Source organism: Staphylococcus simulans, assembly GCF_047037175.1.
Classification (GTDB): domain Bacteria; phylum Bacillota; class Bacilli; order Staphylococcales; family Staphylococcaceae; genus Staphylococcus; species Staphylococcus simulans_C.
The window spans coordinates 700,312-716,957 of the sequence record NZ_CP178241.1; the positions used below are offsets into that span (position 1 = coordinate 700,312).

General features: G+C 34.0%; 16 protein-coding genes and 1 pseudogene. All 17 read right to left on the bottom strand.

Going from position 1 to position 16,646, the window contains the following annotated elements:
* Nucleotides 1–20 precede the first annotated feature (20 nt).
* Nucleotides 21–644 (bottom strand): MBL fold metallo-hydrolase, encoded by a 624-nt coding sequence (locus tag ACFCT9_RS03305; RefSeq protein ID WP_412520836.1) that lies wholly within the window; start codon nucleotides 642–644, stop codon nucleotides 21–23.
* A complete protein-coding gene (locus ACFCT9_RS03310; RefSeq protein WP_412520838.1) occupies nucleotides 644–973 on the bottom strand; it encodes an MTH1187 family thiamine-binding protein in 330 nt (109 codons plus the stop codon). Before ACFCT9_RS03310 ends, ACFCT9_RS03305 begins: the two co-directional genes overlap by 1 nt.
* Nucleotides 973–1,959, bottom strand: a complete 987-nt coding sequence (locus ACFCT9_RS03315) for an ROK family glucokinase (protein WP_412520840.1) — start codon at nucleotides 1,957–1,959, stop codon at nucleotides 973–975. Before ACFCT9_RS03315 ends, ACFCT9_RS03310 begins: the two co-directional genes overlap by 1 nt.
* Nucleotides 1,959–2,159, bottom strand: coding sequence for a YqgQ family protein (locus ACFCT9_RS03320; protein ID WP_107606094.1), 201 nt, complete (start codon nucleotides 2,157–2,159; stop codon nucleotides 1,959–1,961). Before ACFCT9_RS03320 ends, ACFCT9_RS03315 begins: the two co-directional genes overlap by 1 nt.
* A complete protein-coding gene (locus tag ACFCT9_RS03325) occupies nucleotides 2,143–3,600 on the bottom strand; it encodes a rhomboid family intramembrane serine protease (protein ID WP_412520843.1) in 1,458 nt (485 codons plus the stop codon). The genes ACFCT9_RS03320 and ACFCT9_RS03325 overlap by 17 nt, the downstream gene beginning before the upstream one ends.
* 12 nt (nucleotides 3,601–3,612) lie before the next feature.
* On the bottom strand, nucleotides 3,613–4,155 hold the full coding sequence (locus tag ACFCT9_RS03330) for a 5-formyltetrahydrofolate cyclo-ligase (protein ID WP_412520845.1): 543 nt from the start codon (nucleotides 4,153–4,155) through the stop codon (nucleotides 3,613–3,615).
* 137 nt (nucleotides 4,156–4,292) lie between these two features.
* The gene (locus ACFCT9_RS03335) at nucleotides 4,293–6,353 is read right to left on the bottom strand and encodes a peptidoglycan D,D-transpeptidase FtsI family protein (RefSeq protein ID WP_412520847.1); all 2,061 of its coding nucleotides are present in this window, start codon (nucleotides 6,351–6,353) and stop codon (nucleotides 4,293–4,295) included.
* A 202-nt stretch (nucleotides 6,354–6,555) separates the two neighbouring features.
* Nucleotides 6,556–7,161 carry a superoxide dismutase gene (locus ACFCT9_RS03340; RefSeq protein ID WP_412520849.1) on the bottom strand — a complete coding sequence of 202 codons (606 nt, stop codon included), beginning with the start codon at nucleotides 7,159–7,161 and terminating at the stop codon, nucleotides 6,556–6,558.
* Nucleotides 7,162–7,338: 177 nt separating this feature from the next.
* Nucleotides 7,339–7,746, bottom strand: coding sequence for a Fur family transcriptional regulator (locus ACFCT9_RS03345; protein WP_412520851.1), 408 nt, complete (start codon nucleotides 7,744–7,746; stop codon nucleotides 7,339–7,341).
* Nucleotides 7,733–8,595, bottom strand: a pseudogene (locus ACFCT9_RS03350) (metal ABC transporter permease). The gene ACFCT9_RS03345 and the pseudogene ACFCT9_RS03350 overlap by 14 nt, the downstream one beginning before the upstream one ends.
* Nucleotides 8,595–9,365 carry a metal ABC transporter ATP-binding protein gene (locus ACFCT9_RS03355; protein ID WP_412520853.1) on the bottom strand — a complete coding sequence of 257 codons (771 nt, stop codon included), beginning with the start codon at nucleotides 9,363–9,365 and terminating at the stop codon, nucleotides 8,595–8,597. The pseudogene ACFCT9_RS03350 and the gene ACFCT9_RS03355 overlap by 1 nt, the downstream one beginning before the upstream one ends.
* 126 nt (nucleotides 9,366–9,491) lie before the next feature.
* Nucleotides 9,492–10,382: a deoxyribonuclease IV gene (locus ACFCT9_RS03360; RefSeq protein WP_412520854.1), complete on the bottom strand. Its 891-nt coding sequence runs from the start codon at nucleotides 10,380–10,382 to the stop codon at nucleotides 9,492–9,494.
* A 16-nt stretch (nucleotides 10,383–10,398) separates the two neighbouring features.
* Entirely contained in the window at nucleotides 10,399–11,739 is a 1,341-nt protein-coding gene (locus ACFCT9_RS03365; RefSeq protein ID WP_412520856.1) for a DEAD/DEAH box helicase, read from the bottom strand.
* Between the two features lie 23 nt (nucleotides 11,740–11,762).
* Nucleotides 11,763–12,857 carry a Nif3-like dinuclear metal center hexameric protein gene (locus ACFCT9_RS03370; RefSeq protein WP_412520858.1) on the bottom strand — a complete coding sequence of 365 codons (1,095 nt, stop codon included), beginning with the start codon at nucleotides 12,855–12,857 and terminating at the stop codon, nucleotides 11,763–11,765.
* On the bottom strand, nucleotides 12,857–13,528 hold the full coding sequence (locus ACFCT9_RS03375; protein ID WP_412520860.1) for a tRNA (adenine(22)-N(1))-methyltransferase: 672 nt from the start codon (nucleotides 13,526–13,528) through the stop codon (nucleotides 12,857–12,859). Before ACFCT9_RS03375 ends, ACFCT9_RS03370 begins: the two co-directional genes overlap by 1 nt.
* 126 nt (nucleotides 13,529–13,654) lie before the next feature.
* The gene (rpoD, locus tag ACFCT9_RS03380; protein WP_002481056.1) at nucleotides 13,655–14,764 is read right to left on the bottom strand and encodes an RNA polymerase sigma factor RpoD; all 1,110 of its coding nucleotides are present in this window, start codon (nucleotides 14,762–14,764) and stop codon (nucleotides 13,655–13,657) included.
* A 77-nt stretch (nucleotides 14,765–14,841) separates the two neighbouring features.
* Nucleotides 14,842–16,614 (bottom strand): DNA primase, encoded by a 1,773-nt coding sequence (gene dnaG / locus ACFCT9_RS03385; protein WP_412520862.1) that lies wholly within the window; start codon nucleotides 16,612–16,614, stop codon nucleotides 14,842–14,844.
* Nucleotides 16,615–16,646: the final 32 nt, after the last annotated feature.

Genomic DNA, 16,646 nt, shown 5'->3' on the forward strand with positions numbered 1-16,646 from the left:
TAATTCATTTACTTTAATTATTAACCATGTAAATAAGGATTTAATTGTTCGCCTTCTACTGTGGTAGAAGGTCCGTGACCTGGATATAACGGCAAGTCATCTTTGATAGTAAATATTTTATCTTGGATAGAATCTACTAAAGTTTCATAGTCGCCGCGATATAAATCAGTTCTGCCGATGCCATTGTTAAACAAAGCATCTCCGACCAACGCAAAGTCATCGAAAATAAAAGTTAGCCCTCCTGGTGAATGACCAGGAGTATGCATAACTTCGACATTGAATCCTTCGATATTATGCTTACCTTCGCTTATCGCAATTGGTTTTGCGTGACTTGTTATGGGTTTTAAACCATATTGTGCGAATTTTTCAGAACCATTTTTTGCGGGTTCTGTAAGGAAGTCGAATTCTTCTTCATGCAAGTACACTGGGACATCATATTCCGCTAATACTTCGTCTAAAGCACCAATATGGTCAAAGTGTGCATGTGTTAAAATAATAGCTTTCAAGGGTTTGCCAATAGATTTAAGTTTTGAAATAATCTTTTGGCCGTCATCTGAAGGATCTACAAGTAAAATACTATCATCATTTTCGATAAAGTAAGTGTTTGTATCCGCTATTCCTAAAGTCAAATAAGAAATATCCATTACTTTTCACCACTATTTTTCTCTAATTGTTTTTGAACAGAGACCAATTTGTCATTCATTTTTCTAGATTTATCTCGACGGTCATCTATTCGTATATTTGTACATACCCTATCTAAACCTTTATCAAAAGGAAGTTCATGAATTACTTGAACGACATGTAACAAGTCTTTTAAATCTCCTTCGATTAAAGTGTTCATAGGTGTAAGTTGATAATCAATGATACCTTGTTCTTTGAATTCTTGAAGTTTTGTTTGGATTTCAGCAATATATTTACTTACGCTAGGACCTTCTGTACCTACCGGAATTACGACTACATCTACAATAGCCACTATTCAACACGTTCCTCTTCAATTACATATGTTTTGATTAAACCTGCAGCACCTGTAATACCGGCATCATTGCCTAATTGTGCTTTGACAATTTCAGTGCCGTTTTGTGCAGGTGTAAAAGTAAGATTTCTATATTCAGTTTTAATGTTTTCAATGAGAATATCTCCTGCTTCAGACATTCCACCACCTAAGATAAGATATTTTGGATTACTCATTACGCTAATAATACTGCATGCGTATGCAATATAATTTGCAACACGTTCAGTGATAAATAAACAGAATAAATCACCTTTTTTAGAAGCGTCAAAAACATCTTTTGCAGTCACTCTATCTTCTTTGATTAATTCTAAAATAGAGGATTTAATTGTGAGTTTTGGATGATAGAATTTTACTAAATTGACGACACCTGTTGCTGAAGCCACTGTTTCTAAACAACCATATTTGCCGCAATTGCATGCAAAACGTTGATCGAAATCGACTCTGAAATGACCAATCTCCGCACCTGAACCATTGTGGCCGTGTACGAGTTTGCCATTAGAGATAATGCCGCCGCCAACACCAGTACCTAAAGTAATCGCTACAACATCATCTGCATCATGTCCTGCACCTTTGTGTTTTTCGCCAAGTGCTGCAGCATTGGCATCATTGTCAACAAAAATTGGGAAACTTACAAATTGTGAAAGAACAGCACGTACATTCACGTCACCCGGCCAGTTTAAGTTAACGGCACCATGCACAATACCCGATTCGAAATCAACAGGTCCCGGCACACCAATGCCTAATCCAATAACATCTTCCATTTTAAGGCCTAATTCATTCATTTTTTGTACAAAAGCACTATAGATAGATTTGAGTAAAACGACACCTGATGGATCACTGATATCAGTTTGTATTGACCATTTAGTGATTCTTTCAAGTTTGTTATCAAAAATTCCTAGTTTACATGTAGTTCCACCGACATCGGCTGCCAATATTAAATTTCTCATTACTTATTCATCCTTCTTTGATTGATTATTAAGATACACTTGATAAATGCGTCCTTAGAGATAAGCTGATATTCATATAGCTCTCTAATTTCTTGCTCCATCATTTCATACATGTCGTGTTTATCTTTAAAGTAAATTATAAACCCAAATTGTTTAAGTAACTGTTGTACGTCGTAAAACGTGTTAATTTGACGATTCATTTTGCTTTTCCAACTCTTCTTTCAGATACTTATATTTCTCATTCTGAGGATTTGATTTTACTGCAACCTTTATATGTTTAAGTGCCGATTTTTTATCTCCTAATGAACGATTAGCAATTGCTAGTTCATAATTTAGAACGCCAGAATCGGGGTAATGTTTCAATCCGCGTTCCCATGTAGAAATTCCTTCAGCTTTTGAATCTTTTGTTGCTTTTAAAAGACCACTCAAATAATATGTATAATCATCTTCATAGCCTTTATTCATAGTATGTTTTATAAGCTCTTCAGCTTTGTTGTAATTACCATTGCTCATCTCTTCACTTATTAATTTATCATAAATATTATCCTCTTTAATAGTGAATGTTCTTATTAGCAAGACAATCAACAATAATATACCAATACCGAGTAATATCCAAAACAACTTTCGATCTTTATTAAAATAATAACCGATGAAAGTGACGAGTAATCCCCCGATAAAGCCACCTAAATGTGCATAGATATTTACGTTGGCCATAAATAGAGAGAATATCGTTAAAATGGCTAATACCCCTACTAATTGCAATAACATTTTTGGTGTATATTGCTTACTTAGATACATAATGGCAAATAAGCTGCCAATCAAACCAAATATTGCACCGCTGGCTCCCACTGATATCGAGTTTGTATCTAATGCTAAGGATACAATATTACCGAAGATACCAGAAATGAAATAAATACCGAGCATTTTCCAATGACCAACAATGGCTTCGACAAGCTTACCAAAAATAAATAACGAAAGCATGTTCATCAATATATGTTCAAAATTGAAATGGATGAACATGGAAGAAATTAAACGATAGAGTTCTCCATGTACAACATTGAAATGAACTAATCCGCCCCAATCCAATAAACTTCGATTGGTAAATGCATTGACGATTAAAAACATGAATAACCAGATGACAATATTGATAGCAATCAGTGAATAGGTCACTGGAGCAAATTTCAACATGTACTTTTCTAAAGGATTATTACTGTATAATCGCTTCTTATAAAAAAGTGATGTTTTATCGTTTTGACGTGAATAGAGTTTAGCAATCAAAGGATTCGGTAAGGTTTTCAATAAGTCTTGCTGGTTTCTAATGACGTTAAATTTCATACGTATTGGATGAACTTCATTCAAATTTTCATATGTGAAGATTTTTTCAGTTAAGTAATTGAATGTTACCTCTTTAGGTGTAAACCCAGTATACTCATGAATTTCATTCTGATGTTCAAGTACTCTGCTTTTATCAAAGCGAATCTCTTGAGAACTCCCAACGTCTGTTTTCACTATCATCAACTTTTGCTGATTTTTGTTGGATAGCCAAACTTCTGTATCATTTTTACTGACATGTGCAATTTCATAGTTGCAGTATTTTACATAATAATAAATTAATTTCCAAAATTGTTTTTCTATATTCATGGTGCCTCCCATTTAACATGTTTGAGCAATGATAAGACGTTCTACGACTTCATCATGTGCTTCTGGTTTAAATGAATTATCGATTTGTACATCGTACACGAGGCTAATCGTTTCAGTACGATGACGATTTAAAAATTTATCGAAATAACCGCCGCCGTAACCTATTCTATAACCGTCGTTATTAAAGACAACACCTGGTACGATCAATAAATCTAATGAATTAGTACGTTCTGTATCAGCATCAACATATTGGATACCTTTTTCATCGGTACTCAGTTGAGTTAAATCATCTAATCTTTGGAATGTCATACGCTTCGTTTGATAATCCGTCGCTGGTACAAAAGGTAACTTTCCTTGATCGATGATTGCTTTAATAATTGGAAATGTATTAACCTCATGGTCCATTGACAATACAAGACCTACTGTTTTAGCGTTTTTAAACGCCTCTGTATTTAACAGTTCTTCCTTTAACCATTGATCAGCTTTTTCTTTGTTGAGATTATTCATATTTTTCATCTTCTGCAAAACTTGTTTGCGAAGTTCTGACTTTTTCATGATAACACCCCAATATTTTTTATGTGAATTAATATTTTCATTATAACGTTTATCAGCATAAGTGTCATTAGACTTAGCATTTGATACGTTTATGAATAAAAAAGCTGATACTCGATCAATGAGTACCAGCTGAAAAATTATGATTTTGATGATTTCTTTTCTTTACCAAAATAATAGTTGATAATATCTCGACCTAAGTCCCCGCCTTGTAACCATGGTTCTGGAACTGGTTGGTTGGTATAAACAATCGAGAATGCTAATTTTGGATTATCTTTTGGCGCATAGCCAATATACGTTGAGTTAACTCTTGGTTTGCCGTCTTGGAATACTTCTGCAGTACCTGTTTTACCAGCTGATGGTACGACTGTATTATGGAAACTCTTATATCCTGTACCTGGTTCTTTGTTAAACGCCATATCAAATCCTTCTTGAACTTGTTTGATTTCATCAGGTGAGTTATTGAGGCGATTTAAAACATTACCACGGATTTTATGTTTCACAGGACCTAAGCTGTCTTTGTCAGTTGCTTTTCTGATTTCAAGACCAACATGTGGTGAGATTCTATAACCGTTATTCGCAATCGTAGAAACATATTGTGAAAGTTGCATTGGAGAATACGTATCATATTGACCAATCGCGAGGTCTAAGTAGTTACCACTGTTATTATCTAATTTTTCTATTTGTCCAGCCACTTCGTTAGGCAAGTCAATACCAGTTTTAACGCCAAGTCCCACTTGATTTAGGCCTTTACGTAATTTTTGACCTGCATCTGTAATATCATTTGGTAATGCCATATTATAGTGATATGGGTCTTTCGCGAGTTTTAATGCAGTTTTAAACATGTATACGTTTGATGAATGCATTAGCGCTTCTTTATCACTAATATCTACTTTACCATTTTGGTTAAAGTAAGAACGCTTAGTAAGTCCGCCTTGGAAGTGAAGCGGTTCATCAATCATATGTTCTCCTACATGAATTGCTTTATTTTGATAGCCAGCTAATAATGTTCCACCTTTGACAGATGAACCAACAGTATATTGAGATGTAAAGTTCCCAATATCATAATCTGTCATGGAACCATCAGGTTTAATTTGTTTACCAGCCATAGCTAAGATATCTCCATTGTTTGGATCTTGTACGACGATAAACGCATTATCCATGTTTTTAGCACCTTCGCCACGAAGTTTATTAATTTGCTGCTCTAATGATTCTTCCACTTTCTTTTGTAAGTCAATATCAATTGAAAGTACTAAATCATCACCACGTGAACCTGGATTAACAACTTCTGAGTTTGTGATTTCTCCTGATTTATCTGTTGTGTATTTCATCTCTTTCTTTTTACCACGCAATACATTTTCGTATTGATATTCTAAGTATGATTTACCGACACGATCATTTCTTGAATAACCTCTTGATAAGTAGTCATCAGTCAATTCTTTTGGAATACCTTCTTCTGTAGTAGAGACACTACCGAATAGACCTCTAAGCACATCACCATATGGATATTTACGATCCCAATCCATAGAGGTATTCACACCTGGCAATTTTGAAAGTTGTTGTGACACAGCAGCGTATTCTTTGTTGCTGACATCATCTTTCTTAATTGTTTGAGGATTTAATGTTGAACCTGACATCATTTCACGATAAATTGCTAATACTTGTAAATCTTTTGAAGATAAATCATCGAGATGTTTTTGTTTAATTTTATGATGTAACTCTTCATCATACTGTTCTTGTGAAATTTCTCCTTCACTTAGCATCTTATCTTCTTTTTTCATCATATCAGAAGCTTTATCAGGATGCAGTTGAATCCAGAAGTCTTGTTTATCTCTTTTAGTGATACGATCAGTATCCATCTTTATTAATTTCGATAAGCGTTCTGCTACGTTGAGTATATCTTTTTGTGAAGTCTTTCTACCTCTCGTATATGTAATTGACTTTTTAGAAGCATTATCAACAAGAATTTTACCATTACGATCAAGAATTCTTCCTCTTGGAACAGATTCATTTACCGTAATATTTTCATCATTTTTGATGAGTTGCTTGTAGTGAGAACCTTGTGCAATTTGTAAGTAACCCAATCTTAAAACAATGATTACGAATACTACGACTACGAGACCGAAGAAGAATCCAATTCGTTTATCCATCAGATTCCTGATTTTTTCATCATTCGTTTTTTCCTTTAATCTTTTTAGCAATACAACCTACCTCAATTCAACAGTTCTCTAAACAAATGATATATGAAATCGGAACATTTTTCTATAATTTGCATAGAAAACCAAACATAAATTTAAGATTTCTTTGTAGAACGAGTGAAAAACAAACGAAATAACAAAAAACAGCAATTGGAAATCCAATTGCTGTGAAAGTTGCTATTCAACTTTTTGATTAATACTGAGCTTATTTAGTTGCAGCGTTATATAACTCGTCAACTTTTTCCCAGTTTACAACGTTCCAGAATGCATTGATATAATCTGGACGTTTGTTTTGATATTTAAGGTAATAAGCATGTTCCCAAACGTCTAAGCCTAGGATAGGAGTTTTGCCTTCAGTAATTGGGTTGTCTTGGTTTGCAGTAGTAACGATTTCTAATTTACCGTCATTTCCTGCTACTAGCCAAGCCCAACCTGAACCAAATTGTCCAGCAGCTTTTTTAGCAAATTCGTCTTTGAATTCATCTAAAGAACCCCATTGTTCTTTAATTTTATCAACAACTGTACCTTTCTCTTCAGAGTTAGGTGAAAGGATTTGCCAGAATAATGAGTGGTTTAAGTGACCGCCGCCATTATTACGTACTGCAGTTTGGATGTCAGATGGTACGCTATCTAAATTAGCAACAATTTCTTCGATTGATTTGTTTTCTAAATCAGTACCTTCGATTGCTGCGTTTAATTTTGTTACATAAGTGTTGTGGTGTTTGTCATGGTGGATTTCCATCGTTTCTTTATCGATGTGTGGTTCCAATGCATCAAACTCATATGGTAAATTTGGTAATTCAAAAGCCATAAATAATCATCCTCCTAAATTGTTTTCATATTTACTATATCAAGTCGTTAGATACCTTACAATTTTAATGCTTATAAAAAATGAAGTATCTAATAATATGAATGCTTTCCTATATATGTTTATCCTGAATGTAGTGAAATAAACATAATACGGTAACATTGTCATTATAATTTTTGACTACTGACATTTTTCACAAATGCCATAGACTTCAAGTTTGTGTGTGTGGATTGTGACATTTGGAAGTTGCGCTTTGATCGCATCCATTGGACAATAGTCAATCACTTTTGTATCCCCACATATTTCACAAATAAAATGGTGATGGTGATGGTGCGTACATGCAATTCTAAATTTCATTTCACCATCAAGCTCTGTATTTTCAATAATGCCTAAATCTTTAAATAAATATAAGTTTCTATAAATCGTATCGAAAGAAATTCCAGGATACGCATCATCCATTATTTGTTGGATTTTTTTCGCGCTCACATATTTATTTTCTTTAACAAAAATATCGATAATCATTTTTCGTTTGTCTGTATATTTGTGACCGTTATCTTTTAATAATTTGATAGCATCAGTCGTATTCATTTAACTTTCTCCTTTTTTAACCCTAGTACGTAAAGTCTGTGTGAACATTGTAGCTACGAGTATAAGTACTAACAATACTACAATAACCCCACCTGGAGATAGATTTAAATAAAAAGCAATTACTAAACCGCCAATAACAGCGATTTCTCCGATAATAATACTGTAGAGGATTAATTGTTTAAAGCCTTTAGTCATTCTCATCGCAATGGCTACAGGTAATGTCATCAATGCACTGACAAGCAAGATACCTACAACACGCATTGATGCGGAAATAACCATAGCTACAATGATAATGAATAAAAATTGAATCCATCTGGGTATTCCAATAACTTTACTATATTCTTCATCAAACGAAAGGATGAAGAGTTCTTTATAAAACAACATGATAAATAGTGTCACAAGAACTGCAATTGTCAAAACAGTAATCATATCACTTAAAGAGACTGCACTGATTGACCCGAATAATAAACCTACCAGTTCTTGATTAAATCCATCTGCAAGTGAAATGAAAATTGCACTTAAGCCAATACCAGCACTCATAATGATAGGAATCGCAATTTCTTGATAATTTTGGTAAGACGTTCTTAATTTCTCAATTAAAAGTGCACCGACAATCGCAAACAATATGCCGCCCCACATAGGATTAATGAACATAAACGCCGAAGACAATGTTGTTAAATACATCCCGAACGAAATACCGCCTAATGTGACATGGCTTAATGCATCTGCAATTAAAGAGAGCCTGCGAACGACTATAAACGCACCGATAAATGGCGCGATAAAACCAATCAAAATACCACTTATAAGAGAGTAGCGCATAAAATCAAAATTTATTAATGCTTCAATCATTAGTTACAGCACTCCCTTTCGTGTTGATGATCAACAAATTTGACTGGGTAGCCGTAAATTTTGGATATTTCAACTTGATCTAGTGATTTGAATTCTTGTGCTGGCCCATGGAAATGGAGATGTCTATTTAAGCAAGCTACTTTAGTTGCTGTATCTACTACGACTCCGATATCATGTGTCACTAAAATAATCGTGACGCCTTCATTTTTAAGTTGTTCAAGTGTTTGGTAAAATTCACTGACATGTTTAGCATCAATACCATTTGTAGGCTCATCTAGTATGAGTACGGATGGATTTGAAATGAGTGCTCTTGCAATTAGAACACGTTGCTGTTGACCACCGGATAATTCAGCGATGTTTTTATTTAGTAAATATTCGATGTTTAATCGCTTCAGGATATCCTTAACTTTTTGAACATCTTTTCGATTAAACCATTGAAAAAGATGTTTTTGTTTCGTTAAACCACTTAAAACAACTTCTTTTACACTTGCAGGAAAACCAGAGTTAAAAGCTCTTGCTTTTTGTGATACGTAACTAATTTTCAACTCTGATAATTTGCGTTGATATTTTTGACCGTCTATATACATTTCACCACTTTGTAGCGGTAATAAACCTAACATAATTTTTAATAATGTAGATTTACCTGCCCCATTCGGACCTACAATCGCTAAAAAATCGCCTTTATATATTTCAATATTAATATTTTCCAGTACTTGTTTATTACCAAAATAGTAATTTATATTTTTCAATTCAAAAACTGGGGTAGACATATCTTCACCTCGCTATAAATATAACCCTGAATAAATAGTATGTAAATTGTAATGCTTACGATTGAGCATATAAAATTAAAAGACAAAGTTTCTTTGTCTTTTAATTTTATGATTACGCTCATAAGCTTATTCACTCATAATAATATTTTTCATATCTGGATTGAACGTTTGTTGTTCTAACATTTCAATTTCATGTTTATATGGCGGTTTCTTATTTTTCTTATCCTCGCCGACAAAAGGTGTTTCTAGAATTTTCGGGATGTTTTCAAATACTTCGTGATGTACGATATAGTTCAATGCATCAAACCCGATATGTCCAAAACCAATATTTTCGTGACGGTCTTTATGTGCACCAACTTCATTTTTACTGTCATTAACATGAAGGACTTTAATGCGATCTAAGCCGATAATTTTATCGAATTCTTCAAGTACCCCATCAAAGTTATGCTTAACATCATAACCAGCATCATGTGTGTGACATGTATCAAAACAAATTGATAATCTTTCATTGTGATTCACACCATCGATGATTTGTGCTAATTCTTCAAAAGTACGTCCTACTTCAGAACCTTTGCCTGCCATTGTTTCTAATGCGATTCTGACATCATTTTCGTTGGTTAAAACTTCATTTAGAGCTTCGATAATTTTTTTGATACCAGCTTCAGAACCAGCTCCTACATGTGATCCTGGATGCAAGACAATGTCTTTAGCTCCAATTGCTTCCGTACGTTCAATTTCTTTTTGCAGAAATTCAACGCCAAGGTCAAACACATGAGGTTTTTGTGTGTTTGCAATATTAATAATATAAGGTGCATGTACCACGATATTAGAAAGACCATATTCTTTCATAGCCTCTTGGCCAGCTTCAATATTTAACTCAGAAATGTCTTTTCTTCTCGTGTTTTGAGGTGCACCTGTATAAATCATAAATGTTTTCTCGCCTAGTCTGTGTGCTTCTTCTGCTGAACCCAGCAGCATTTTTTTACCATTCATCGGAACATGAGAACCAATTAACAATCTTTCCACCTAGCCTTTACTTATTTTTTCTTTGTTGTCTATTTTGACGTTTGCTATATTTTTTACGCTCTTGACGTTTTAAATTTTCAAGTTCTCGTTTGAACTTTTTCTTATAACCTGGTTTAACCTTTTTCTTATTACCACGTTTCACTTGTTGTTTAACTTGTGTTGTTAAGTGACCGTCTTTATTTTTACGTGTCTGTCTTGTGTTATGTGCTTTGATTTCTTGAAGTTCACCATTTTTAATATCGACATCTTGGAATTTATAGCCTTTTTTCTCTATCTCCGCAATTAAGTACTCTTCATCAGGAGAATATAAAGTAAATGCTTCCCCTTTATATTGGCCTCTACCTGTTCTGCCAACACGGTGTGTAAAGAAGTCAATATCTTTAGGTACATCATAGTTAATCACATGGCTGACCCCTTCGATATCAATTCCTCTAGAAGCTAAATCACTTGCGATCACAAATTGGAAGTCTAAGTTACGGATACGTTTCATTTGCTGCTTTCTTTCTCTTGGACTTAGTCCGCCATGAATCATACCAATCTTTAAGCCATCAGCAGTTAATGCTTCTGCAAGTTCATCTGCATTTTCTCGACTATTACAGAAAATAAGACATAAGTATGGATTGATAATGTCAATCAAAGCTTTAGTTTTGTCTAATTTTGATGAACCTTTTGTTGGAATCAAATAGAAATCAATGTTTTTCTTATTTTGCGTCTTACTATCCACTTCAATAAACTCTGGTTGGTTTAAATATTTATTTAAGAAAGGATGTAATGATTTCGGTATCGTCGCACTGAATACAGCAATATGTGCTTCTTCATCTAATCGTGCAGCAATGTGATCCACATCTTCTATCAAACCTAAATCAATCATCAAGTCTGCTTCATCTACCACTAGATATTGTGCAAGATGTGCATGCAATGTGCCATCTTTAGATAAATCATTGATTCGTGTAGGTGTCCCAATCACTAATTGAGGTTGAACATTACAACGTTGCTTATCTCGTTCGAAGTCTGTACCTCCAATAAATAAGGTTACTTTGACATCATTTTTAAATTGCGCTAAATGACTTGCAGCATCGAAGAGTTGTTGTGCTAATTCTCTTGTAGGTGCGACAACAATTGCTTGTGGTTCTTGGATTGAAGTATCAATTATTTCCATTAATGGTAATAAGAAAGAATGAGACTTTCCAGTTCCTGTTTGTGATTGTCCAATAATATTTTGGCCTTTTAAAATTTTAGGAATGACTCTTTGCTGGATTTCAGTTGGCTGATTGAAATTTAAGTCTGCGACTGCATCGATGAGCTGATGACTTAAATCAAACTGTTCAAATGGGTGTTGTGTGGCCATTAAAATCCCTCCTTTTTCATTTTTTAAATATAGTTGAATGGATCAGTATTTAAAGTCGAAGCTTTAATTGTAAGTTTATCATTATTTATCCATTCTTTAAGTAATGATTTCAAACCATCTTTCATCACATATTCACTATAGTGATTGATATCAATCAAATTATATCCCTCTGTTTCAGCATCTAATGCATCATGGTGTTTGATATCGCCTGTAATAAAGACATCTGCCCCTTTTTGATGGGCAAGCTGCTCATAACCAATACCAGAACCACCGATGATTGCCGCTTTAGATACTAACGCATTTGGATTACCTGTAAAGCGTACGCTTGGTATATTTAATTGTTCTTTAACCGCAATTGCTAATGATTTTAAGGTTGTTTGTTCTGGTAATTGACCAATCATACCTAAACCACGGTCTAATGTCTTTGTTAGAGGTATAAAGTCATACACAGGTGTTTCATATGGATGTAATGTATGAATGTAATACTCTGCTTTTGCACGTTCATGATTTTGAATCATGAATTCCACTTTTACTTCTTCTACAGTTTCGATTTGATTCAATGTACCAATATGCGGTTGCGCATTTTCCACAGGTTTAAATTGTCCATCTCCCTTAGTAGAGAAGAAACAGTATTCATAGTCACCTTCAGATGCAAAACCTTCTTGATTCATTTTATCTTTAAATACTTCCACATCTGCTTCAGGAATAAATACTTGAACTTTGAAATAACTTGTTTGTTGTGGTTCTAATATTTCAGTATTTGTAATTCCGATTTTTTGCGAAAGCATCGCATTTACACCGTAACGATAGACATCTAAATTTGTATGCAGAGCAATTAATTGGATATTGTGTTGTATTAATCGGCGTATAATTGCGCCATAACCTTGTTCAGTAATTTGCTTTACACCTTTAAAGATAAGTGGATGATGTGCAACGATTGTATTGATATTGTTTTCTATGGCTTCGTCCACCACAGCCATCGTACAATCTAAAGCAGTGAGTATTCCTGAGATTTCTTGTTGATTGTCTCCAATGAGCAATCCCACATTGTCCCAACTTTCAGCTGAAGAAAAAGGAACATGCTGGTTTAATATTTTTAGTAATTCTGAAGTTTTCATTATAACACCTCTTGAATTAATTTTATCTCACGATCAATTTCTTCTAAGCGGCTTTGATGTTTATGGATATCCAAATGTGATTGGATTTTTCTTAATGCTTCTAATTCTCGATTCCATTTTTTTATGAATAAATCCGATTTTGAATTCATTAAGAGAGGTCCAAATTTCAATTCTTTTTCATCTAGTTCTTGATTACCATATTCCGCAATAACAATTTCATAAATATGGCCTTTTTCTTCGATAATTTCTTCATCCACAATATGATAATTTAAACGCATTAATGTACGTCTTAATACGGATGTTTGAATATTACTTTGCAAAGCTAAACGTGGCTGATTCATTAGTTTTTCTTTACCATTTTGCAGTATCTCTGCAATCAATGGACCACCCATGCCGCATATAGTAATCGTATTGACACGATTCGTTTTCTCTAGGACATTCAATCCATCTCCCAGTTTAACATCAATCGTATTTTGCATGCTATATTTTTTAACGTTATCAACAGCGGCTTGATATGGGCCTTTCACTACTTCTCCAGCAATCGCAGAAGTACATAGATTATTTTCAATCGCATAAATTGGCAAATATGCATGATCAGAGCCGATATCTGCCAATATATCACCAGTTATATATTTACTTACTGCAGTAAGTCTTTGGTTTAATATCATCACTTTGTGCTCCTCTAATAAAAGAGCGAGACAACAAGCAGTAGTTTCGATTGACTGTAGGTCATTACATAATTACTTGCCTTCGTCAGCCAAACATAATCAGCTTATTGTCTCGCTATTTTTACTTAATTAATCCATAAAGTCTTTAAGGCGTTTGCTACGGCTTGGATGTCTTAGCTTTCTAAGTGCTTTAGCTTCGATTTGACGAATACGTTCTCTTGTAACACCGAATACTTTACCTACTTCTTCAAGTGTTCTTGTACGGCCATCATCAAGACCAAAACGTAAACGTAATACATTTTCTTCTCTATCAGTTAATGTGTCTAAAACATCTTCTAATTGTTCTTTCAATAGTTCATATGCTGCATGGTCAGAAGGACTTTGAACTTCTTGGTCTTCGATGAAATCTCCTAAATGACTGTCATCTTCTTCACCAATAGGTGTTTCTAATGATACTGGCTCTTGTGCAATTTTAAGGATTTCACGAACTTTTTCTGGAGGTAAATCCATTTCTTCACCAATTTCTTCGGGTGCTGGATCACGACCTAAGTCTTGTAATAATTGACGTTGAACACGAATCAATTTATTAATTGTTTCGACCATGTGTACTGGGATTCTGATTGTACGTGCTTGGTCAGCAATTGCACGTGTAATTGCCTGACGAATCCACCATGTCGCATAAGTAGAAAACTTGAATCCTTTACTGAAGTCGAACTTTTCTACGGCTTTGATTAAGCCCATATTACCCTCTTGAATAAGGTCTAAGAACAACATACCGCGACCTACGTATCTTTTGGCAATGCTGACAACTAAACGCAAGTTGGCTTCTGCTAGTCTTGCTTTCGCAACTTCATCACCTTGTTCAATACGTTTCGCAAGTTCAATTTCTTCTTGGGCGTTTAATAAATCGACGCGGCCGATTTCTTTTAAATACATACGCACTGGGTCGTTGATTTTAACACCTGGAGGTGCACTTAAATCATTAGGATTAAGTTTTTCGTCTGTATCAGAACTATCTTTCTCGTTAATTAGATTGATATCATTGTCATTTAACTGTTCAAAGAACTCATCCATTTGATCAGAATCCATGTCGAAGTTTTGCAGTTTTTCTGCAACTTCTTCATGGCTTAAATGACCTTCTTTTTTCCCTTTATCTAATAATTGTTTTTTTACATCTTCCAAAGTTAATGTCGGATCGATGGTTTGTTTTTTTACTACTTTCACTTGGTTTTCAGACATAAAAAGGCCTCCCGAAATTAATATAAGCACACAATGCGTTACTTAAATAAAACACTTTAAATATATATTTAAATAAATTAATACATTCGTTTTTGGTTTAATGCGACAATCTTTTGCAAATAATATTTCTGCAGTTCTGAATCACCAATACGTGTTGCCTCTCGTAGCTTCTCATTTAATGACTCAGGAGTCTCTTCATCTCTACTGCTTATAATAATTTGGATATACTCATCAATCTCATGATCATAAGGATTGCTATTGAGTAATAGATTGTCTAATGCCATCAATGTTTCTCTATCTGTTTCATTATCACTATATAATAATGCAGTACTCAGACTGTAATATTCATTCTCAGCATAGTAGTCGTGCAAAATATTAAATATACGCTTAAAATGCTGATTTGTAAAGTCATCTGCCTCAACGCGTTGACTATATTCTAGAAAAACATCTTTATTATACATAAAATGTTTTAATAATTTACGCTCGGCATCTTCTTGCTTTGAATATTTTTTCTGTTTTACTTCTGGAACTGCATCTGGTATTTGTTGATATGAATGATGATTTTGTCTTGACACTTCATTATTTAGACTATCAAAACTTACTTTAAACAATTCAGAAACGTCTTGCAATACTTTTTTCTGTAAAATTCCCGATGGCATCATGGAAATATCATTTGTTATTTCTTTCAAATATTGTTCATATGCCATGTCATTATGTGCAATTTCATCTTTATATAAATTGACTTTATACAATACGAATGCACGTTTTTCATGTTCAACATATTTGTTGAAAGCATCTTCCCCATACTTAGTAATATACTCATCTGGATCCATTTTAGATGGCATCTGGATAACAAAAACATTGAGACCTTGTTCTAGTAAATGCTGACCAGTTTTAATTGTTGCCTCTTGACCAGCAAAGTCTCCATCAAACAGCAATGTCACATTGGTTGTCAGTTTTTTGATAAATGCTATGTGTTCTTGAGAAATTTGAGTCCCCATACTTGCGACAACTTGTTTAACACCCGCGCTGTCGGCTTTTATAACATCCATAAATCCTTCTAATAATATAATTTCATTTTTTTGACGTATAATACGTCTTGCTTTATCAACATTATATAGAAGACGTCTTTTTTGGAAAATTGGTGTTTCTGGACTGTTTAAATACTTAGGTTCTTGGTTTTTGTAGGTTCTACCTGAATATCCAACAGTCCGTCCTTGTGCATTATGCAAAGGAAACATAATTCTATCTCTAAATCGATCATAATAATTGAAGTTCTCTTCGTTTCGTGATAATAAGCCTGCTTCATAGGCTAGCTCAATATCATAACCTTTCTTTTGCAAGAAATCATGACAAAAGTGAGAGTTGTCCGGAGCAAATCCGATTTTACGCTCTTTTAACAGATCTTCAGTAAAACCTCTAGACTTTAAATATTTTAAAGGTTCTTCCCCTTCAACTGTTTTCATCAAAACATAATGATAGTATTCTTGCATGAGTTCATGCATTTTAATCATCATCAAGTCATCAGAAGCGATTTGGTTTTGCTCATTATTTTGTCCAACATCTACTTTTATATTTACCCTTTCTCCAAGGGCTTTAACAGCATCAACAAACGAAATTCCTTCTATCTCTTGTGTAAACTGAAAAACATTGCCACCTTTTTTGCAACCGAAACAATGGCATATCTGTTTATCTTCAGACACAGTAAACGAAGGTGTTTTTTCATCATGAAAAGGACACAAACCTATATAATTGCGCCCTCTTTTCTCTAATTTTACGTATTCACTTACAAGGTCAAGAATATCTGTTTTATCTTTTATTTCATTAATTACTGATTGCTCTATTCTCACCATAACCACCTATATACATTAGTCTTATTATT

What these genes read in the sequence shown, in the direction of transcription:
- ACFCT9_RS03365 (WP_412520856.1), bottom strand. Translation starts at nt 11,739, where the DNA reads ATGGCCACACAACACCCATTTGAACAGTTTGATTTAAGTCATCAGCTC.
- ACFCT9_RS03355 (WP_412520853.1), bottom strand. Translation starts at nt 9,365, where the DNA reads ATGTCTACCCCAGTTTTTGAATTGAAAAATATAAATTACTATTTTGGT.
- ACFCT9_RS03320 (WP_107606094.1), bottom strand. Translation starts at nt 2,159, where the DNA reads ATGAATCGTCAAATTAACACGTTTTACGACGTACAACAGTTACTTAAA.
- rpoD (WP_002481056.1), bottom strand. Translation starts at nt 14,764, where the DNA reads ATGTCTGAAAACCAAGTGAAAGTAGTAAAAAAACAAACCATCGATCCG.
- ACFCT9_RS03340 (WP_412520849.1), bottom strand. Translation starts at nt 7,161, where the DNA reads ATGGCTTTTGAATTACCAAATTTACCATATGAGTTTGATGCATTGGAA.
- ACFCT9_RS03370 (WP_412520858.1), bottom strand. Translation starts at nt 12,857, where the DNA reads ATGAAAACTTCAGAATTACTAAAAATATTAAACCAGCATGTTCCTTTT.
- ACFCT9_RS03315 (WP_412520840.1), bottom strand. Translation starts at nt 1,959, where the DNA reads ATGAGAAATTTAATATTGGCAGCCGATGTCGGTGGAACTACATGTAAA.
- ACFCT9_RS03330 (WP_412520845.1), bottom strand. Translation starts at nt 4,155, where the DNA reads ATGAAAAAGTCAGAACTTCGCAAACAAGTTTTGCAGAAGATGAAAAAT.
- ACFCT9_RS03325 (WP_412520843.1), bottom strand. Translation starts at nt 3,600, where the DNA reads ATGAATATAGAAAAACAATTTTGGAAATTAATTTATTATTATGTAAAA.
- ACFCT9_RS03345 (WP_412520851.1), bottom strand. Translation starts at nt 7,746, where the DNA reads ATGAATACGACTGATGCTATCAAATTATTAAAAGATAACGGTCACAAA.
- ACFCT9_RS03305 (WP_412520836.1), bottom strand. Translation starts at nt 644, where the DNA reads ATGGATATTTCTTATTTGACTTTAGGAATAGCGGATACAAACACTTAC.